The sequence below is a fragment of the Arenimonas sp. genome (assembly GCF_036275555.1).
Taxonomy (GTDB): Bacteria; Pseudomonadota; Gammaproteobacteria; order Xanthomonadales; family Xanthomonadaceae; genus Arenimonas.
In genome coordinates, this window is the sequence record NZ_DASUDO010000037.1 from 230,578 (window position 1) to 249,680 (window position 19,103).

The window sequence follows — 19,103 nt, forward strand, 5'->3', positions numbered from 1 at the left end:
CGGTCCTGACGGGTTTGCGCAGCGAAAGGCGTGCGGAGTGGGGCCAGACGCAGGGCGAGCGGGGCTCGGAACCTGGGTGGCGGGCATACCGGGGGAAAACGGTCAGCCGTGCAGCAAACGGGGCGGATGCTACGCGAAACCGGACCTGCCGGCCAGCGCCCATGAACCCCGCGTTCATCCGCCCCCCGTAGGAGGGCCTTCAGGCCCGAACCGTTTCGGCGAAAAGCTTCGGGCCTGAAGGCCCTCCTACGGTCCCTCCCACAGGGGGCCGGGCCGTGAAGTAGGATTGGCGCGTGAAGATCACCTTCGAACTCGAACCCGGCGACATCGAGCGCTTCCACGAAGCCCTGGCCCGGGCCGAGCGGCGGGTGGCCTGCGCCGAGGAGTGCGACATCGTCGCCGCCGCCCGCCACGCGCTCGAGACCCTGCCCATCGCCTGCGCCCCGGGCTACATCCGCAAGACCCTGCTGTCGGTGGTCCAGCTGATCGAGATGCTCGAGGACGAGGCCTGGTCGCTGCCCCAGGTGGAACGCGCGGAGTTGCTCCGGCTGCTGGCCTACTTCAGCGACCCCGAGGACATGATCCCCGACGACGTGGCGGTGATCGGCCTGCTGGACGACGCGATCATGCTCGAGCTGCTGCTGCAGCGCAGCCGCCACGTGCTGGACGCCTACGCGGAGTTCCGCGGGGTGCGCGATTCGCAGCCGGCCGCGGCCGACGCCGCCGGCCGCATCGGCCTGGCGCGCGAGCTGGCCGGGCACCGCGATCGCCTGCACGAGCGCATGCGCCAGCGCGCCGTGCGCGACGCCGTCGACGATGCCACCTCGGGAGCCCCCGCATGAGCGGCGAACAGCGCGAACTCACCTTCCGTTTCCTGGCCGAACCCACCGACGTCAACTACGGCGGCAAGGTCCACGGCGGCGTGGTGATGAAGTGGATCGACCAGGTGGGCTACGCCGCCGCGGTCGGCTGGAGCGGCCGCTACAGCGTCACCGTCGCGGTGGGCGGCATCCGCTTCGTCGCGCCGATCCGCACCTCCGACCTCGTCACGGTGACCGCGAAGCTGGTCTACACCGGCACCTCGAGCATGCATTTCGCGGTGGACGTGCGCGCCCGCGATCCGATGCAGGACGGCGGCGAGCGCCTGTGCACGCACTGCGTCATCGTGTTCGTGGCACTCGATGGCGTCGAGGGCAAGCCATCCACCGTGCCGCCCTGGCGCCCCACCGATCCCGACGACCAGCGGCTGGCCGAGTACGCGCTGAAGGTGATGGCACTGAGCAAGGACATCGAGCAGGCCGTGGCGGGCCTGCGCGCCGAATGAGCCTGGGCCGCCGCGCCCGGCGCTGGCTGTGGCTGGTGCTGGCCTACGCGGCCCTGGGCCTGGGCATCGTCGGCATCTTCCTACCGGGCCTGCCCACCACGCCGCTGGTGCTGCTGGCCGCCTACGCCGCGGCGCGCGGCTCGGATCGCCTGCATGCCTGGCTGCTCGCGCATCGCCTCTACGGCCCGATGATCCGCGACTGGCAGGCCACCGGATCGGTCAGCCGGCGCGCCAAGCAGTGGGCGATCGGCAGCATGGCGGTGTGCGCCGTGATCTTCTTCCTGACCGCCCCGAAGTGGTGGATGGCTGCCATCGGCACCGGAATCATGGCCGTCGTCGGCACCTGGCTCTGGCTTCGGCCTGAGCCTGCGGCTTAGTCCAGCAGGCGGCGGGCGCCGTCGTAGTGGCGGCCCCAGTAGGGCCCGTCGAGGCGGTCGAGGCGGACCGTGCCGCCGGTGCTGGGGGCGTGCACGAAGCGGCCTTCGCCAACGTAGATGCCGACGTGGAAGGTGGGCTTGCCGAACAGCACCAGGTCGCCCGGCGCCAGCCGGTCGCGCGGCGGCTTGCCGGCGCGGACCTGGGCGATCTCGCGGGTGGTGCGGGGCAGGGCCATCTGGGCGGCGTCGCGGAACACGAAGCCGACCAGGCCGCTGCAGTCGAAGCCGCCGGCCGGCGTGTTGCCGCCCCAGCGGTAGGGCGTGCCCACGAGGCCCAGGGCCCGCATCAGCACGTCGTTGGCGCGCACCGGATCGGCCGGGGCCACGTCCACCACGCGGATCGCCGGCGCGGCGACACGGGCCGGGGCATCGGAGCGCTTGGGGCCGGACGAGCAGGCGGCCAGCGCCAGCAGGGGCGCGAGCCACAGCCCGCGCAGCAGGTGCCTCGGGGGACACGGGCCGTGGGCGCGGGGAACTGGCGCCGGAAGGGGGTGGCCGGGATAATGCGCGCTCGCTGTCACGGGCCGAGTGTGCCCCATCCCGCCGGTCGCGTCACCGGCCCAACCCGGAACCATCATGAAGATCGAGAAGAACCGCGTCGTCCGTTTCCACTACACCGTGTCCGAAGTCGGCCAGCCGCCGACCGAGACGTCCCGGGATCGCGAGCCGCTGGCCGTGCTGATCGGCGCCGGCAACATCATCCCGGGCCTCGAGGCCGCGATGATGGACAAGGCCGCCGGCGACAGCTTCGAAGCCACCGTCACCCCGGACCAGGCCTACGGCGAGCGCCGCGAGGGCTTCGTCCAGCGCGTGCCCAAGAAGCACTTCCGCGAGACGCGCCTGCAGCCGGGCCAGCAGGTCGTGCTGGGCACCAACATGGGTCCGCGCGCGGTCACCGTGGTCAAGGTCGGCGCCACCGTGGTGGACGTGGATCTCAACCACCCGATGGCCGGCAAGACCCTCAACTTCCAGGTCGAGATCGTCGACGTGCGCGAGGCCGAGCCGGTCGAGATCGAGCACGGCCACGTGCACGGCGACGGTGGCGTGCAGCACTGACGCGCTGCCGGCACCGATGACTCGCGGGGCCCGCTTCGGCGGGCCCCGTTTCGTTTGCGGGCCGCTTGCGGCGCGGGCAGCCGGCCCGGATGATCCGGGAACCCCCTGCCGCGAGCGCCCGCCATGTCCGAACCGACCCCGATCGACGCCGCCGGCGCCCCCGCGCGGATCGACGCGATGGACGTCCTGCGCGGCTTCGCGCTGCTGGGCATCCTGCTGATGAACATCGAGGGCATGGTCGGTCCGCTGCTGGGCGCCATGACCGGCCTGGATCCGGCCCTCACCGGCGCCGACCGGTGGGCCGACGCGCTCATCTACGTGTTCGTGCAGGGCAAGTTCTACCCGCTGTTCTCGCTGCTCTTCGGCATGGGCTTCGCGGTGATGATGATGCGGGCCGAGGCGAGCGGCCGGTCCTTCCTGCCCACCTACCTGCGCCGCATCCTGGCCCTGCTGGCGATCGGCCTCGCGCACGCGCTGCTGGTCTGGAACGGCGACGTGCTGGTGTCGTATGCGCTGCTGGCGTTCCCGCTGATGTTCCTGTTCCGGAACACGCCGCTGTCGCGCCTGCCGAAGTGGGGCACCGCCTTCATCCTGGCGCCGTCGCTGTTCTTCCTGCTCGTGGGCGCCCTGGTGAGCCTGGTGATGATGGCGCCCGGCGGCGGCGCCGAGATGGAAAAGGGCATGGCGGAAGCCGCCGTGGCCGTGGCGGCCGACCTCGAGGCGCAGCGCCAGGCCTACGGCACGGGCACCTGGGCCGAGGCGGTGGCGCAGCGCAAGCAAGACCTGCTGCAGATGCTGGGCTTCCTGGTGTTCTGGGGCTGGCAGATCCTCGGCCTGTTCCTGCTGGGCGCGTGGTTCGCGCGCAGCGGGGCGATCGCGCGGCCGCAGGACTTCCCGGTGCTCTACGCCAACCTTCGCCGCGTGGCCCTGCCGGTGGGCCTGCTGATGGTGCTGGTCTCCTGCGCCATCACCCCGACCATGGACTTCGTGCGCTCCGACTTCCCGGTGGCGGCGGCGATGGGCCTGTTCACGGTGGGCGGCACGCTGATGGCGCTGGGCTACCTGGCTTGGATCCAGCGCGCCCTGCAGTCCTCGCTGGCGCCGCGGTTGATGTGGCTGGCGCCGGCCGGGCGGATGGCGCTGACCAACTACCTGGTGCAGTCGCTGGTGTGCACCTGGATCTTCTCGGGCTGGGGGCTGGGATATTTCGAGCAGCTGCCGCGGGCCTGGCAGGTGCCGTTCGTGTTCGCCTTCTTCGCCGTGCAGGTGCTGCTGAGCCAGGCCTGGCTGGCCCGCTTCCGGATGGGGCCGATGGAATGGCTGTGGCGGGCGGCCACCTACTTGCGGCTGCCGCCGATGCGGCGTTGACCGGCGGCCCCGGGCCGGCGGGTAAACTACGGGCATGAACGAGAGCGGCGATGCGGATGTCCTGATCCTGGGCGGTGGCGTGATCGGCCTGGCCTGCGCGCACTACCTGCTGGCCGAGGGCCGCTCGGTGCGCATCCTCGACCAGGGACGGGTCGGCGGCGGGGCCTCGTGGGGCAACTGCGGCACGCTCACGCCCAGCCACGCGCCGCCGCTGGCCGCGCCGGGCATGGTCGGGCAGGCGCTGCGCTGGATGCTCAGCCCGTCGGCGCCGCTCTACATCAAGCCGCGCTGGGACCCGGCGCTGATGCGCTGGCTGATGCGGGTGGCCGGCCGCTGCAACGCCGCCGACTGGCGCCAGAGCGGCGTGGCCAAGGGCGCGCTGCTCAACCTCTCGCGCGCGCTCACCGAGGACCTCGTGTACGGCCAGGGCCTGGACTGCGGCTTCGAGGCCTCGGGGTTCCACTACGTCTTCCGCAGTGCGCGCGCGCTCGAGAAACAGCAGCGCGACCTGGGCCTGCTGGCCGAGCTCGGCATCCCGGCCCGCGTGCTCGACGGCGCCGCGCTCGCGGCCGACGAACCCGCGCTGCGGCCCGGCATGGCCGGCGCCATCCATTTCCCCGGCGACGCCCAGCTGCGCCCCGACCGCTACACCGCGGAGCTGGCGCGCATCGTGCGCGAGGCCGGCGGCGTGATCGAGGAGGGCGTGCTGGTGGGCGGGCTCGAGCGCGGCCGCAACGGCATCGACGCGGTGCAGACCAGCGAGGGCCGGCGAAGCGGCGGCAAGGTGCTGCTGGCGATGGGCGCGTGGTCGCCGCGTTTCGGCCAGATGCTCGGGCTCGACATCCCCGTGCAGCCCGGCAAAGGCTATTCGATCACCTACGACCGCCCGGCCGTGGTGCCGCGCCGGCCGCTGGTGCTCAAGGAGCGCAGCGTCTGCGTCACTGCCTGGGACGACGGCCTGCGCCTCGGCAGCACGATGGAATTCAGCGGTTACGACGATCGCCTGAACCCGACGCGCCTCGCCGCGCTCGAGCGCGGCGCCGCCGAGTACCTGGCCTCGCCGCCGGGCGGCGCGAAGCGCGAGACCTGGTGCGGCTGGCGCCCGATGTGCGTCGACGACCTGCCCCTGATCGGCCGTTCGCCCAAGCACAGCAACCTGTGGCTCGCCACCGGCCACGGCATGATGGGCATGGGCATGGCCGCCGGCACCGGGCGCCTGGTGGCCGACCTGATGCTGGGCCGGTCGCCGCCGGTCGACCCCGCGCCTTACGCCCCCTCGCGCTTCCAAGGCCGCGGCGCATGAGCGCCTGCACCCTGCATCGGGGCGACGCGCCGCTGCTGGTGAGCCTGCCGCACGACGGCACCGAGGTGCCGGCCGACATCGCCGCCCGCCTGCTGCCGGCGGCGCGCGCCGTGCCCGACACCGACTGGTTCGTCAGCCGGCTCTATGCGTTCGCGCGCGCGCTCGGCGCCTCGGTGCTGGTGCCGCGCTATTCGCGCTACGTGGTGGACCTCAATCGTCGCCCGGATGACGTGTCGCTTTACCCGGGGCAGAACACCACCGGCCTGTGCCCGGCGGTGCGCTTCGACGGCGAGCCGGTGTACCTGCCGGGCCAGGCGCCCGGCGTGGATGAAGTTCAGGCGCGCGTGGAAACCTACTGGCGGCCCTACCACGACGCGCTGGCGGCGGAACTCGCGCGCCTGCGCGAACGCCACGGCCGCGTGCTGCTGTGGGAAGGCCATTCGATCCGCGGCACCGTGCCCTTCCTGTTCGAAGGCCGGCTGCCCGACCTCAACCTGGGCACCGCGGCGGGCACCAGTTGCGCGCCCGGTGTACAGGCGCGGCTCGAGGCGGTGTTGGCGGCGCAGTCGGATTATTCCTGGGTGGCCAACGGCCGCTTCAAGGGCGGCTACATCACCCGCCACTACGGTCGCCCCGCGCAGGGCGTGGACGCCGTGCAGCTCGAGCTGGCGCAGCCCACCTACATGGACGAGGACGCGGTGTGCTACGACGAGGCGAAGGCAGCGGCCCTGCAGCCGCTGCTGTCGGCGCTGCTGCGTGCCGGGATGGCCTCCGCCGGCTAGGGAAGCGCCGCGCCGGCGACGAGCCGCCGGGCGCTGGCCGGGCGATGGCGCGGGTCGAAGAAACACACCGCCTGGCGAGGCGTCACGCGGTCGGGCAGGTCGCAGCCGGCGAGGCGCGCGGTGCGGCCGTCCAGTCCCTGCAGCCCGATGGTGGCCTGCGCCGCGCGGCTGTCGTCCACCGAGGCGTACTGCAGCGCGATCGCATGGCTGCGGTGGTAGAGCACCGCCTGTGCGCGCAGCGGCTGGCTGCTCGCCAGCGCCGTGGCGCGCTCGAAGCGGTTCCACTCGACCACCGTGCACGGCTCGTCCGCGCCGCTCGCGGCCGCGCGCGGGCAGGCCGGGAAGTAGGCGTGGCGGACGTGGCCGCCGGCCTGGGCGCGCAGGTCGTCGTGGTAGACGTAGACGCGGTCCTGCACCGCCGCGGCGTTGTCGGCGCGCGCCGGCAGGCGGCAGTCGTTGCTGAAGTCGGCGCCGTCCTCCTGCGCCAGCGAGCCGGCCGCGGCCAGGTAGCCGTTGGCCGACACCACCAGCGCCTCGTTGGGCAGCTGGTAGAACTCGAAGGGTTCGGCCAGCGGCAGCACCGCGGCGAAATCGTCGCTGGCGGCCGCCGGATGGCCGGGCTGCAGCGCCAGCACCTCGGCGTGCTCGCCCAGGTCGACGTAGTCGTAGCCGCAGGTCGGGCCCATCGGGCTTTCCACCAGGGTATAGCCGTAGAGATCGGCGCCGCCGCTGGCGCGCTCACTCGCCTGCAGGCCCACCGCGATCGCCGCGGCGACCGCCAGGCCGACCAGCCGGACCAGCAGGGACGTCTTGTCGTGGTTCATCGCTGGCGCCTCGCGCCGATGTCGACGCGCTGCTGGTCGCGCACGCTGACGTCCACCGCGCGGCGATCGAGTTCTTCGTCGACGAACCAGGGCAGCGGCAGGTTGTCCGGCACCACGGTGACCACGTGGGCGCCGACGGCGACGCGCGGGAAGGTGAATTCGCCGTTGCTGTCGGTGCGCACGGCGTACAGGCCGTCGAGCAGCACGGTGACGTTCGCGGCCGGCTGTTCCGACGCCGCGCGCTGGCCGTCGCCGTTGTCGTCGAGGTAGACGCTGCCGGTGATGCTGCCGACCGGGCTGCCCGGCGGGCCGCCGAGCACGCCCGAGGCAGTGCCGGCGCGGTGCTGGTAGCGCAGGCTCAGGAACAGCGAGCGGTCGCGCGGGATGTCGATGAAGGTGTCGGGTGCGAGCGGATCGAGGATGAAGGGCGAGCGCCGCGCGCCGCGGTTCTCGAAGATGCTGCCGACCAGCGACCACTCGCGCGCGAAGCGCCAGGCCAGGTTGAGGTTGAGGTCGGTGCCGCGGAAGGCGCCCGGGCCGGTGCCGCGACCGTAGCGCGCGCTGCCGTCCAGGCTCAGGCGCGGGGTGAACTCGATGCCGCCGTTGAGCGACACCGACGTGGTGCGGGTGGCCGCTTCGCCCGCATAGGAAAGCGAGCCGTGGTTGAGCGACATCGACAGCCGTTGGCCCGGCTTGAAGGGCAGCGTGTGGTCGAGCTTGACCTCCCAGCTGTCGCCCCCGGCGGTGCCGTTGTCGACGAAATCCCACTGCAGCCGGGTCTGGCCCCAGCGGTTGAGCTGGTCGACGAACAGCTGGGTGCTGTAGGCGGTGCCGCTGTCGGCATCGCGCACGTTCAGGCCACCGCCATAGCCCAGGCGCGTACTGGCCTGGTAGCGGCCGTAGAAGTTGCCGTACAGGCCTTCGAAGCTGCGGCCCGAGACCGACCGGATGTGGTCGAGGCCGGCGTTCCAGTTCCAGCGGGCGTAGGAATAGTTGAGCCGGTAGTAGGCGCCTTCGGCGTCGTTGGCGATCGGCAGCGCGCCCCAGGCCAGTTCGGGCTCGAGCCGGAACAGGCCGTAGCGGTGCTGGTAGCGGCCCTGGTCGGCGCGGCCGTCCAGCCAGGCGCCCAGCGCGCTGGCCGGATCGCCGCCGCTGGACTGCAGGTTCAGGGTCAGCGATTGCGTGGCGCTGCGCCAGCCGTTGCTCACCAGCACGGCGCGGGTGCGGTTGTCCTCGATCTGCACGCCGCCGTCGCCGCCGGGCACCAGGCGGCCGTCGGTGGCCAGCGCGGTCGCGGCGCCGGTCCAGCCGGGCGCCCAGTCCCACTGCGCGCCGAGGCTGGCGACATCGCCATCCGAGCGCTCGAAGCCGACCACGCGCGCGCCGTCGAACACGCCGCCGCGACCGTAGGAGCCCATCAGCTGCAGGCCGCGGCTGGCCTGGCGCCAGTCGGTGCTGACGCCGGCGAAGGGAACGCTGGGCAGCAGGAATCGGTACTGGTCGCGCGCCAGCGTCGGCAGCGCGGTGTTGAGCACGCCCAGCCCATTGTCGCCGCGCCAGCCGCCGTCCAGGAACAGGCCGCGCTGCCACAGCGTCGCGGTGCCGCCCCAGCCATTGCCGTCCTGGTTGCGGTCGCGATCGGCATGCAGCAGCGTCGCATCGAGCGACAGGCTGCCGTGGTCGAGGGTTTCCCAGAAGCCACCGACCGTCAGGCCCTGCTCGTTGAAGGTCTCGGGGCCGCGCTCGGTGCGGCTGACCAGCAGCTGCAGGTCGAGCGAGCGGGGCAGGCCCTCGGCATCGAAGGCCTCGCCTTCGTCCTCGGGCAGCGGCGCGAGCTGGTCGGAGGGAATGATGCGGTCCTGGTAGGCCGGCGCGCCTTCCTCGCCCGTGTCCTGCGCGAACGCCTGGCCGGCAAGCGCAAGCGACAGGCCGATGGCGAGCGCCAGCGGCTGGATGGCAAGCGAGGGCCTCACTGCTTCGCCACGTCCGAATCGATGTCCAGGCGCAGCGGCGGCGATTCCAGGCGGCCTTTCAGGCGCAGCGGGAAGCTGAGGACGGGTTCCGGCGCGTCGGCGGTTTCGGCGACGGGAATCAGCGGGATATCGCGGGTGGCGCCCGGCAGGATCGGATCGGCCGACGGCAGCAGGGTTAGTCGGCGGCCATCGCTGCCGATGGCGTCGAGGAAGCCGGCCAGGCGCGCGTGCGCGTTGCCGGTGTTGCGGATGCGGACCACCGGCAGGTCGCGGCCCTGCACCGACTGCACCTGGGTTTCCACCAGGGTCAGCACCGGCGCGCCGTTGCCGATGGTGAGGTAGACGATGATCGCGATGCGGCCGTTGACCTGCATCGAGCCATCGGGCTTGAGCTCGGGCTCGCCCTCGACCACCAGCGCGAACCGGCACTGGCCGTCGGCGGCGTCGGCCGGCACCGCTACCTCGAAGCGGAACCGGCGGCGCGCGTTCGGTGCGACCACCAGGTTGGCCGACTCGATCGCCACCCAGGGCCGGCAGCTGCCCTCGGCCAGGGCGTCCGAGAACAGCACCGAGCCGTCGGGCGCCAGCGTCCAGTCGGCGGTCTTGAGCCGGAAGCGACCTTCGGCGTCGCTGCTGTTGGTGACCTCGATGACGTTGCGGTGCACGGTGCCCGGCTTCGCGGTTTCCTCGAAACGCGGCGGCGCCACCTGCACGGCGAAGCCCTGCGCCGCCACCGGCAGCGCGCCGGCCAGGGCCAGCAGGGCGATGGCGATGCGTGCGGCGAGGCTCATTACTGCGGCTCCAGTTCGATCTCGAAGGTGAACTCGAGGCGGGAATGATCGGGCAGGCGATCGCCGTCGGCCTGCAGGGTGACTTGCAGGGTGTCCTCCAGCGTCGCGGTCATGATCGGCCCGGCGTAGACGAGGGTGCGCTCGCCGTCGCGCAGCTGGCCCGGCTGCAGCACGCCGCGCGAGGTCCACTGTGCGCGGACCGGGGCCTGCACCTGGGGCGCCAGCTTCTTGTAGATGCGGCCGGTGCGGCCCAGCCAGGGCGACACGTCGAGCCGCACGATCACCGTCATCCGGCCGGTCATGGTGGAGGCGGCCCCGGGGCGCGGCACCGGGTCGTCCCAGCGCATGCGCACGTTGCCGTCCAGCACCTGGCTGGCGGAGTCGTCGACCGGATACGCCTGCGCGGCGACCGGCGCGGGCAGCAGCGCGAGGAGCAGCAGGACGGCGAGGGCGAGGGTCCGGATCACGGCGCGCTCAGGGTGTAGGTGACGGTGTTGGTGTAGCTGCCGGCCGCGACCACCTGGTCGTTGCCGTAGAAGAAGGTGAGGCAGCTTTCGTTCCACTGGTTGCGGCCGAAGGCAGCCACCTGCTGGCCGCTGCCCGTGAACGAGCCGCTGGCGAAGGGCTGGAAGGGGCCATCGCCGTTGCCGCTGCTGACCCAACGGATCTGCGACATCGGGATGGTGTCGCCGCCGGGCGTGCTCAGGTTGGCCGGGTAGTTGGCCGTGACCGTGGCGTTGTTGTTGCCGCCGCCGCCGGTCGGTCGACGGAAGAAGGCGCCGATGTAGATCTGGCCGGGGTTGCAGAAAAGATAGTTGTCGATGTGGCTGACGAGGTCGCCGTTGCCGGTCATCTGCAGGTCGTTGCCGTTGCCGATCTGGCCGGCGGGGACGTTGACGAGCACGGTCTGGACGGTGGTGTTGTTCACCGGGCGGGCGCCCTGGTTGTAGCTCAGGGCCGAGGTCATCGAGCCCGTGCCGACCCGCAGGTACAGCGCGCGCGAGTCGGCGGAAATGTTGGCCTGATAGGCCGCCGCACCCTGGCAGGCCAGCAGGGTGGCAAGCAGGAGCAGGCCTCCCGTGGTCTTGCGGATGCGGTTCATGGGATCACTCCGTGGCGGAGGAAAGGGGCGGCGAGGCGCCGCCCCTCGTTTCATCACAACGTCGCGGACCGGGGTCCGCCCACGCGGTTTACGGCATGGTCGCGGTGTAGACGACCTGGCCGGCGTAGGTGCCGGCGCCGTACACGGCGGCGTTGTTGAACTCGTACGACCAGGTGGCCGTGCGGTTGGTCACGCGGGTGCCGGAGGTGACCGCGACCGCGACCGGCGCGCTGGCGCCGTCGGTCAGGACCGGGGCGTTGATCGTGCCGGCGTCGAGCGTGGTGGAGATGGCGCTGAACGGGATGGTGTCGGCGCCGCTGTTGAGCGGGTCGGCCGAGGTGTCGGCGCTCAGGGAGATGGCGCCGCCGTTGCCGCGCAGGGCCACGTCCACGGTGATGTCGCCGGCGACCGGCGCGGCGGCGTTGCCGACGTCAGCGGCGGCCACGTCGAAGACGACGGTGTCGACGACGGCATTGGCCGAGCCGACGCGGAATTCGAGGAAGCGCGGCACGTTGACCTGGAAGTTCAGGCGGGCGTTGGCGACGGTCGGGGTACCGGTGGTGACGAACTGCGACTCGGCGAAGGCCGGGGTGACAGCGATCAGGCCGAGGGACGCCAGGCTGGTCAGAGCAAGGCCTCGGATGGCACGGACGTTCTTCATGATGCGGATTCCTTGGTTAGCGCCGGAAGGCGTTGGTTTGGTGTGTCTGGACAATCCGGGCCGGAGGGCCGACCAGGGGCGCGCAGTTGCGGGCAGGAGGGTGGAAGCAGGAAGCGTGCCAACCGTGCCGCCGCGTCGGCGGAGCGCCGGGCGGGCGTCGGAAATGCCAATTGCGTCACATTTGTGAAGGTTGGCGGCCGACGCGGGCCAGGCGCAGCACTGGCCGGCGCCGCCTGTCGGGACCGACGAGCGGCTCGAATTCAGGAACGAACGGACGCGAAATGTGACGCGATGCGTCACATTTCTGGTGACTGGGTCACGGTTTCGACCGGGCGCCGGCGCGGGCCGGCCGACGGGGCCGGCGGCTCAGACCTCGAGCGAGGCCAGGTCGCCCTTGGCTTCCAGCCAGGCCTTGCGGTCCGAGGCGCGCTTCTTGGCCAGCAGCATGTCCATCAGCGAGCGCGTTTCCTCGGCGTCGTCCACCGTCAGCTGCACCAGCCGCCGGGTGTCGGGATGGATGGTCGACTCCCGCAACTGGACCGGGTTCATTTCGCCCAGGCCCTTGAAGCGGGTGACGTTGACCTGGCCGCGGATCTTCTCCTTTTCGATCCGGTCGAGCAGGATCCGCTTCTCTTCCTCGTCCAGCGCGTAGAAGACCTGCTTGCCCACGTCCACACGGAACAGCGGCGGCATCGCCACGAAGATGTTGCCGGCCCTCACCAGCGCCGGGAAATGGCGCAGGAACAGGGCCGAGAGCAGGGTGGCGATGTGCAGGCCGTCGGAATCGGCGTCGGCCAGGATGATCACCTTGCCGTAGCGCAGGCCGTCGATGTTCTCCACGCCCGGGTCGCAGCCGATGGCCACGGCCAGGTCGTGCACTTCGTTCGAGGCCAGCACGCCGCCCGACTCCACTTCCCAGGTGTTCAGGATCTTGCCGCGCAGCGGCAGGATGGCCTGGAACTCCTTGTCGCGGGCCTGCTTGGCGCTTCCGCCGGCCGAGTCGCCCTCGACCAGGAAGAGTTCGGTGCGGCCCAGGTCCTGGCTGATGCAGTCGGCCAGCTTGCCGGGCAGGGCCGGGCCCTGGGTGATCTTCTTGCGGGTGACCTGCTTCTCGGTCTTGAGCCGCGCCGAGGCGCGATCGATGGCGAGTTGGGCGATCTGCAGGCCGGCCTCGACGTGCTGGTTCAGCCACAGCGAGAACGCATCGTGCGAGGCGTTCTCGACGAAGGCCGCGGCCTGGCGCGAGCTAAGGCGCTCCTTGGTCTGGCCGCTGAACTGCGGGTCGGTCATCTTGATGCTGAGCACGTAGCTGACGCGGTCCCAGACGTCCTCGGGCGCCAGCTTGACGCCGCGCGGCAGCAGGTTGCGGAAGTCGCAGAACTCGCGCAGCGCGTCGGTGAAGCCCGAGCGCAGGCCGTTCACGTGGGTGCCGCCCTGCGCGGTCGGGATCAGGTTGACGTAGCTCTCCTGCACCAGCTCGCCGTCGGGCACCCAGGCCACGGCCCAGTCCACCACCTCGGTGTCCTTGGCCACGTGGCCCACGAACAGGTCGGCCGGCAGCAGCTCGCGCCCCACCAGTTCGCCGCGCAGGTAGTCGCGCAGGCCGTTCTCGTAGAACCACTCGTTGCGCTCGCCGGTGGCTTCGTCGTAAAGCTTCACGGTCAGGCCGGGGCAGAGCACGGCCTTGGCGCGCAGCAGGTGGCGCAGCGCCTTCACCGCGAACTTGGGCGTGTCGAAATACTTCGGGTCCGGCCAGAAGCGCAGCCGCGTGCCGGTGTTGCGCTTGCCCACCGTGCCCACGACCTCTAGCGCCGAGCTGCGGTCGCCGTCGCGGAACTCCATGCGGTGCTCCTGGCCTTCGCGGCGGATGAACACCTCGACCCGCCTGGACAGCGCGTTCACCACCGACACGCCGACGCCGTGCAGGCCGCCGGAGAAGGTGTAGTTCTTGCCGCTGAACTTACCGCCCGCGTGCAGGCGGGTCATGATCAGCTCGATGCCTGGGATCTTCTCTTCCGGGTGGATGTCGACCGGCATGCCGCGGCCGTCGTCGATCACCTCGCAGCTGCCGTCGGCGAAGATCGTGACCTCGACCGTCTTTGCGTGGCCGCCGAGCGCCTCGTCCACCGAGTTGTCGATCACTTCCTGGGCCAGGTGGTTGGGCCGGGTGGTGTCGGTGTACATGCCGGGCCGGCGCTTGACCGGGTCCAGGCCCGAGAGGACTTCGATGTCGGCGGCGTTGTAGCGGGTGTTCATCCGGGGGTGGGCTCGGGTGGGGCAGGGCGGCGGGAGGCCCGCAGGATGGGCGTCGCGCCCCGGTCGGTCAAGGCGGGGCCGCCGGGCCGCGGTTTCAAGTCATTGATGCGAAAAAGTTTCTCGCCCCGGGGCGGCCGAGCCGGTAGAATGCGGTTTTCCAGCGCCCCCACATCCCATGACTCGTCTTATCTTCGTTACCGGTGGCGTGGTGTCCTCGCTAGGCAAGGGCATCGCCGCGGCCTCGCTGGCCGCCATCCTGGAGGCGCGCGGCCTGCGCGTGACCATGATGAAGCTCGATCCCTACATCAACGTGGACCCGGGCACCATGAGCCCGTTCCAGCACGGCGAGGTCTACGTCACCGACGACGGCGCCGAGACCGACCTCGACCTGGGCCACTACGAGCGCTTCCTGCGCGTGCGCCTGAGCCGCAAGAACTCGGTCACCACCGGCCGCATCTACGAGAACGTGATCCGCAAGGAGCGCCGCGGCGACTACCTGGGCGGCACCGTGCAGGTTATCCCGCACATCACCGACGAGATCAAGCGCGCCATCTTCGAGGCCACCGACGGCTTCGACGTCGGCCTGGTCGAGATCGGCGGCACCGTGGGCGACATCGAGTCGCTGCCCTTCCTCGAGGCCATCCGCCAGATCCGCACCGAGCGCGGCCCGGACCAGGCCATCTTCATGCACCTCACGCTGGTGCCCTACATCGCGGCCGCCGGCGAGCTCAAGACCAAGCCCACCCAGCACTCGGTGAAGGAGCTGCGCTCGATCGGCATCCAGCCCGACATCCTGGTCTGCCGCAGCGAAAAGCCGCTGCCGGACTCCGAGCGCCGCAAGATCGCCCTGTTCACCAACGTGCACGAGAAGGCCGTCATCAGCTGCGTGGACGTGGACAACATCTACAAGCTGCCGCTGTGGCTGCACAGCCAGCAGCTCGACCAGATCGCGGTCGAGCGCCTGCGGCTGGAAGACAAGGCCAGGGCCGCCGACCTGTCCGAGTGGCAGGCGGTGGTGGACGCGGTCGAGCATCCTGTGGATGAAGTCACCGTGGCCGTGGTCGGCAAGTACATCGACCACCAGGACGCCTACAAGTCGCTGTCCGAGGCGCTCAAGCACGGCGGCCTGCGCCAGCGCACCCGCGTGCGCCTGAAGTGGCTCGAGTCCGAGCAGGTGGAGAAAGAAGGCGTGTCGGTGCTGGCCGGCGTGGACGCCATCCTCGTGCCCGGCGGCTTCGGCGACCGCGGCTTCGAGGGCAAGGTGCTCACGGTCAAGCACGCGCGCGAACAGGGCATTCCGTACTTCGGCATCTGCTACGGCATGCAGGCGGCGGTGGTGGACTTCGCCCGCCACGTGGCGGGCCTGGCCGGCGCCAACAGCACCGAGAACGACCGCAACTGCGCGCACCCGGTCATCGGCCTGATCACCGAGTGGCGCACCGCCAGCGGCGAAGTGGAGCGCCGCGACGAGAAGTCCGACCTCGGCGGCACGATGCGCCTGGGCCTGCAGGACCAGCGCCTCAAGCCCGGCACCAAGGCCCGCGAGATCTACGGCAAGGACGTGGTGGGCGAGCGCCACCGCCACCGCTACGAGTTCAACAACCGCTACCGCACCCAGCTCGAGGACGCCGGCCTGGTGATCAGCGCCAAGTCGATGGACGACCTGCTGGTCGAAATGATCGAGCTGCCGTCGCATCCGTGGTTCGTGGCCTGCCAGGCGCACCCGGAGTTCCTCTCCACGCCGCGCGACGGCCATCCGCTGTTCATTGGCTTCATCCGCGCCGCCCGCGACCACAAGGCCCGCTCCCAGGTAGGAGGGCCTTCAGGCCCGAAGCTCTACGGCGAGTCCGCGGCATTCGCGGCTGAAGCCGCTCCTACAGGAGGCAACTAACCCATGGATCTTTGTGGCTTCAAGGTCGGCCTCGACCAGCCCTTCTTCCTGATCGCCGGCCCCTGCGTGATCGAATCCGAGCAGCTGCAGGTCGACGTGGCCGGCCAGCTCAAGGAAATCACCGGCCGGCTGGGCATCCACTTCATCTTCAAATCCAGCTTCGACAAGGCCAACCGCACCTCGGGCACCAGCTTCCGCGGCCCCGGCATGGAAGCGGGCCTGAAGGTGCTGGCCGAAGTGAAGCGCCAGCTCGGCGTGCCGGTGCTCACCGACGTGCACGAATACACCCCGATGGACGAAGTGGCCTCGGTGGTGGACGTGCTGCAGACGCCAGCCTTCCTGTGCCGCCAGACCGACTTCATCCAGAAGGTCGCCAGCGCCGGCAAGCCGGTGAACATCAAGAAGGGCCAGTTCCTCTCGCCCTGGGAGATGAAGCACGTCACCGACAAGGCGCGCGCCACCGGCAACACGCAGATCATGGCCTGCGAGCGCGGCGTCAGCTTCGGCTACAACAACCTGGTGTCCGACATGCGCTCGCTGAGCGTGATGCGCGACACCGGCTGCCCGGTCGTGTTCGACGCCACCCACAGCGTCCAGCTGCCCGGCGGCATGGGCGGCAAGAGCGGCGGCCAGCGCGAGTTCGTGCCGGTGCTGTCGCGCGCCGCGGTGGCCGTCGGCATCAGCGGCCTCTTCATGGAAACCCACCCCGACCCGGACAAGGCCCTCAGCGACGGCCCCAACGCCTGGCCGCTCCCGAAGATGGAGGCGCTGCTCACGACCCTGCTGGCGCTCGATCGCGTTGCCAAGCGGTCTGGATTCCTTGAAAGCCAAAGCTGAGATTTGTTGACGCGGATTTACGCGGATGGACGCGGATAGGGAAAAAGCATTGAAGTCTGTTTTTCGCCAGCCGTGACGTCCTTGGGGAATCCACCACCCGTGCTGTTGCTCTATCCGCGTTCATCCGCGTAAATCCGCGTAAAAAGAAGCCCTACCACTACCCCCAGAGCCAAAATGACCACGATCAGCAAAGTCCACGCCCGCGAGATCCTCGACAGCCGCGGCAATCCCACCCTCGAAGCCGAGGTCACGCTCGCGGACGGCAGCTTCGGCCGCGCGATGGTGCCCTCGGGCGCGTCCACCGGCACCAAGGAAGCGGTGGAGCTGCGCGACGGCGACAAGAGCCGTTACCTGGGCAAGGGCGTGCGCAAGGCCGTGGCCAACGTCAACACGACGATCGCCGATGCGATCAAGGGCTTCGATGGCGCCGACCAGGCCGGCCTCGATGCCAAGCTGATCAACCTCGACGGCACCGAGAACAAGGGCCGCCTGGGCGCGAACGCGCTGCTGGGCGTGTCGATGGCGAACGCGCACGCAGTCGCGGCGTCGAAGCGCCAGCCGCTCTGGCAGCACCTGGCCGGCGGTCGCGCCGTGTCGCTGCCGGTGCCGATGATGAACATCATCAACGGCGGCGCGCATGCCGATAACAACGTCGACATGCAGGAATTCATGGTGCTGCCCGTGGGCTGCGACAGCTTCGCCGAGGCGCTGCGCTGCGGCACCGAGGTCTTCCATTCGCTCAAGGCCGTGCTGAAGGGCAAGGGCCTGGGTACCGCGGTCGGCGACGAGGGCGGCTTCGCGCCGGACCTGCGTTCGAACGAGGAAGCGATCGAGGTCATCCTCGAGGCGATCGGCAAGGCCGGTTACAAGGCCGGCGAAGACGTGCTGCTGGGCCTGGACGTGGCCAGCTCGGAGTTCTTCGAGAACGGCAAGTACAACCTGGTGGGCGAGGGCAAGCGCCTGTCGCCGGAGCAGTTCGTGGATTTCCTCGCCGGCTGGAGCGCGCAGTACCCGATCATCACGATCGAGGACGGCATGGCCGAGAACGACTGGGCCGGCTGGAAGCTGCTCACCGAGCGCCTTTCGGGCAAGGTGCAGCTGGTCGGCGACGACCTGTTCGTGACCAACCCGAAGATCTTCAAGGACGGCATCGCGCAGGGCGTGGCCAACGCCATCCTGATCAAGGTGAACCAGATCGGCACGCTGACCGAGACGCTGGAGGCCATCGCGATGGCCGACGCGAACCGCTACGCCGCGATCGTTTCGCACCGCTCGGGCGAAACCGAGGACACCACGATCGCCGACATCGCGGTCGCCACCACGGCCACCCAGATCAAGACCGGCTCGCTCTGCCGCAGCGACCGCGTGGCCAAGTACAACCAGCTGCTGCGCATCGAGGAAGCGCTGGGGGCCCAGGCCCGCTACGCCGGCCGCGACGCCTTCACCAGCCTCAAGCGCTGAGCCGACGCCCTTGCGCCGCTGGTGGCCCTTCGCCCTACTGCTGCTGGTCCTCGCGGGCCTGCAGTTGAAGCTGTGGTGGGGCGAGGGCGCGCTGGGCGAGGCGCGGGTGCTGGAAGAGCGGGTGGCGGACCAGCGGCGCGAGAACGCGCGGCTGCAGCAGCGCAATGACGCGCTGTCGGCCGAGGTCGAGGACCTGAAGTCGGGCGAAGCCGCGGTCGAGGACCGCGCCCGCAGCGAGCTGGGCATGATCAAGCCCGGCGAGACCTTCTACCGCGTGGTGGAACCGGCGGGCGCGCCGCCGCCGGCGGCCGAGGCGCCCCGCGACGCCGCCGCCGGGGACGCGGAATGACCTGGGCCATCGTGCCCGCGGCCGGCCGGGGCACGCGCTTCGGCGGCGAACGCCCCAAGCAGTACCTGTCGCTCGCGGGCCGCACGGTGATCGAGCACAGCCTGCGCGCGGTGCTGTCCCATGACGACGTCGACGGCGTGGTGGTGGCGCTGTCGCCGGAAGATGCCGACTGGCCCGGCTGGCGCGAGATCGGGGGCAAGCCGGTGCTCACCTGCGTCGGCGGCGCCGAGCGCGCCGACTCGGTGCTGGCCGCGCTGCACGCGCTGCCGGGCACGGTGGACGCCGACCAGTGGGTGCTGGTGCACGACGCCGCGCGGCCCTGCCTGCGCGCGGAAGACCTGGCGCGCCTGCTGCTGATCGGCCAAGCCGACCCGGTGGGCGCGCTGCTGGCGGCGCCGGTGCGCGACACCCTCAAGCGCGCCGACGACCTCGGCAAGAGCCAGGCCACCGAGCCGCGCGAGCATCTCTGGCGCGCGCTGACGCCGCAGCTCTTCCGTCGCGGCGGCCTGACCCGGGCCCTCGAAGCCTCCCTGCGCGCCGGCCTTCGCCCCACCGACGAAGCCATGGCCATGGAACGCCTCGGCCTGCGCCCCTGCCTCGTCGAAGGCCGCGAAGACAACCTCAAGATCACCACCCCCGCCGACCTCGCACTGGCTGAGTTCCTGCTCTCGAGTGGAACCTGATTTTT

General features: G+C 70.8%; 20 protein-coding genes. 12 read left to right on the forward strand and 8 right to left on the reverse strand.

The genetic code is table 11. From position 1 onward, the window contains the following. Positions 1-293 precede the first annotated feature (293 nt). Genes VFV21_RS10350 through VFV21_RS10360 form a run of 3 tightly spaced genes read left to right on the forward strand, consistent with a single transcriptional unit; the run spans position 294 to position 1,701 of the window. The gene (locus VFV21_RS10350; RefSeq protein ID WP_329669341.1) at positions 294-842 is read left to right on the forward strand and encodes a YkvA family protein; all 549 of its coding nucleotides are present in this window, start codon (positions 294-296) and stop codon (positions 840-842) included. Next, positions 839-1,324: an acyl-CoA thioesterase gene (locus VFV21_RS10355; protein ID WP_290886474.1), complete on the forward strand. Its 486-nt coding sequence runs from the start codon at positions 839-841 to the stop codon at positions 1,322-1,324. Before VFV21_RS10350 ends, VFV21_RS10355 begins: the two co-directional genes overlap by 4 nt. Next, positions 1,321-1,701, forward strand: a complete 381-nt coding sequence (locus VFV21_RS10360; RefSeq protein WP_414638547.1) for a YbaN family protein — start codon at positions 1,321-1,323, stop codon at positions 1,699-1,701. The genes VFV21_RS10355 and VFV21_RS10360 overlap by 4 nt, the downstream gene beginning before the upstream one ends. On the opposite strand, the gene VFV21_RS10365 is transcribed toward VFV21_RS10360, so the two are convergent. Then, complete coding sequence (locus tag VFV21_RS10365; RefSeq protein ID WP_414638548.1) at positions 1,698-2,300, reverse strand: C40 family peptidase; 603 nt, start codon at positions 2,298-2,300, stop codon at positions 1,698-1,700. The two genes, VFV21_RS10360 and VFV21_RS10365, sit on opposite strands and share 4 nt — an antisense overlap. Before the next feature lie 37 nt (positions 2,301-2,337). Here VFV21_RS10365 and VFV21_RS10370 point away from each other — a divergent pair, with 37 nt between their 5' ends. From VFV21_RS10370 to hutG, 4 genes are all read left to right on the forward strand, one after another. Further along, positions 2,338-2,817, forward strand: coding sequence for a peptidylprolyl isomerase (locus VFV21_RS10370; RefSeq protein ID WP_329669342.1), 480 nt, complete (start codon positions 2,338-2,340; stop codon positions 2,815-2,817). A 123-nt stretch (positions 2,818-2,940) separates the two neighbouring features. Continuing rightward, positions 2,941-4,185, forward strand: a complete 1,245-nt coding sequence (locus VFV21_RS10375) for a DUF418 domain-containing protein (protein WP_329669343.1) — start codon at positions 2,941-2,943, stop codon at positions 4,183-4,185. Positions 4,186-4,219: 34 nt separating this feature from the next. Next, on the forward strand, positions 4,220-5,488 hold the full coding sequence (locus VFV21_RS10380) for an NAD(P)/FAD-dependent oxidoreductase (protein WP_329669344.1): 1,269 nt from the start codon (positions 4,220-4,222) through the stop codon (positions 5,486-5,488). Beyond that, positions 5,485-6,270 carry an N-formylglutamate deformylase gene (hutG, locus tag VFV21_RS10385; RefSeq protein WP_329669345.1) on the forward strand — a complete coding sequence of 262 codons (786 nt, stop codon included), beginning with the start codon at positions 5,485-5,487 and terminating at the stop codon, positions 6,268-6,270. Before VFV21_RS10380 ends, hutG begins: the two co-directional genes overlap by 4 nt. On the opposite strand, the gene VFV21_RS10390 is transcribed toward hutG, so the two are convergent. From VFV21_RS10390 to parE, 7 genes are all read right to left on the reverse strand, one after another. Then, complete coding sequence (locus VFV21_RS10390; RefSeq protein WP_329669346.1) at positions 6,267-7,094, reverse strand: hypothetical protein; 828 nt, start codon at positions 7,092-7,094, stop codon at positions 6,267-6,269. The two genes, hutG and VFV21_RS10390, sit on opposite strands and share 4 nt — an antisense overlap. After that, the gene (locus tag VFV21_RS10395; RefSeq protein ID WP_329669347.1) at positions 7,091-9,067 is read right to left on the reverse strand and encodes a carboxypeptidase-like regulatory domain-containing protein; all 1,977 of its coding nucleotides are present in this window, start codon (positions 9,065-9,067) and stop codon (positions 7,091-7,093) included. The genes VFV21_RS10390 and VFV21_RS10395 overlap by 4 nt, the downstream gene beginning before the upstream one ends. After that, positions 9,064-9,858 (reverse strand): hypothetical protein, encoded by a 795-nt coding sequence (locus VFV21_RS10400; protein ID WP_329669348.1) that lies wholly within the window; start codon positions 9,856-9,858, stop codon positions 9,064-9,066. The genes VFV21_RS10395 and VFV21_RS10400 overlap by 4 nt, the downstream gene beginning before the upstream one ends. Continuing rightward, positions 9,858-10,325 carry a hypothetical protein gene (locus tag VFV21_RS10405; RefSeq protein WP_329669349.1) on the reverse strand — a complete coding sequence of 156 codons (468 nt, stop codon included), beginning with the start codon at positions 10,323-10,325 and terminating at the stop codon, positions 9,858-9,860. The genes VFV21_RS10400 and VFV21_RS10405 overlap by 1 nt, the downstream gene beginning before the upstream one ends. After that, positions 10,322-10,960 (reverse strand): hypothetical protein, encoded by a 639-nt coding sequence (locus tag VFV21_RS10410; RefSeq protein WP_329669350.1) that lies wholly within the window; start codon positions 10,958-10,960, stop codon positions 10,322-10,324. Before VFV21_RS10410 ends, VFV21_RS10405 begins: the two co-directional genes overlap by 4 nt. A gap of 88 nt (positions 10,961-11,048) precedes the next feature. After that, a complete protein-coding gene (locus VFV21_RS10415; RefSeq protein ID WP_329669351.1) occupies positions 11,049-11,621 on the reverse strand; it encodes a hypothetical protein in 573 nt (190 codons plus the stop codon). A gap of 366 nt (positions 11,622-11,987) precedes the next feature. Beyond that, entirely contained in the window at positions 11,988-13,877 is a 1,890-nt protein-coding gene (parE, locus tag VFV21_RS10420; protein ID WP_329669352.1) for a DNA topoisomerase IV subunit B, read from the reverse strand. A gap of 175 nt (positions 13,878-14,052) precedes the next feature. On the opposite strand from parE, the gene VFV21_RS10425 reads away from it, so the two are divergent. The 5 genes from VFV21_RS10425 (at position 14,053) to ispD (ending at position 19,098) form a co-directional block, all read left to right on the forward strand. Beyond that, entirely contained in the window at positions 14,053-15,768 is a 1,716-nt protein-coding gene (locus tag VFV21_RS10425) for a CTP synthase (protein WP_329669353.1), read from the forward strand. A 3-nt stretch (positions 15,769-15,771) separates the two neighbouring features. Beyond that, the gene (kdsA, locus tag VFV21_RS10430) at positions 15,772-16,605 is read left to right on the forward strand and encodes a 3-deoxy-8-phosphooctulonate synthase (RefSeq protein WP_329669354.1); all 834 of its coding nucleotides are present in this window, start codon (positions 15,772-15,774) and stop codon (positions 16,603-16,605) included. 174 nt (positions 16,606-16,779) lie between these two features. Then, positions 16,780-18,066, forward strand: a complete 1,287-nt coding sequence (gene eno, locus VFV21_RS10435) for a phosphopyruvate hydratase (RefSeq protein ID WP_329669355.1) — start codon at positions 16,780-16,782, stop codon at positions 18,064-18,066. Positions 18,067-18,076: 10 nt separating this feature from the next. Next, positions 18,077-18,415: a cell division protein FtsB gene (ftsB, locus tag VFV21_RS10440; RefSeq protein ID WP_329669356.1), complete on the forward strand. Its 339-nt coding sequence runs from the start codon at positions 18,077-18,079 to the stop codon at positions 18,413-18,415. Next, on the forward strand, positions 18,412-19,098 hold the full coding sequence (ispD, locus tag VFV21_RS10445; RefSeq protein WP_329669357.1) for a 2-C-methyl-D-erythritol 4-phosphate cytidylyltransferase: 687 nt from the start codon (positions 18,412-18,414) through the stop codon (positions 19,096-19,098). The genes ftsB and ispD overlap by 4 nt, the downstream gene beginning before the upstream one ends. Positions 19,099-19,103: the final 5 nt, after the last annotated feature.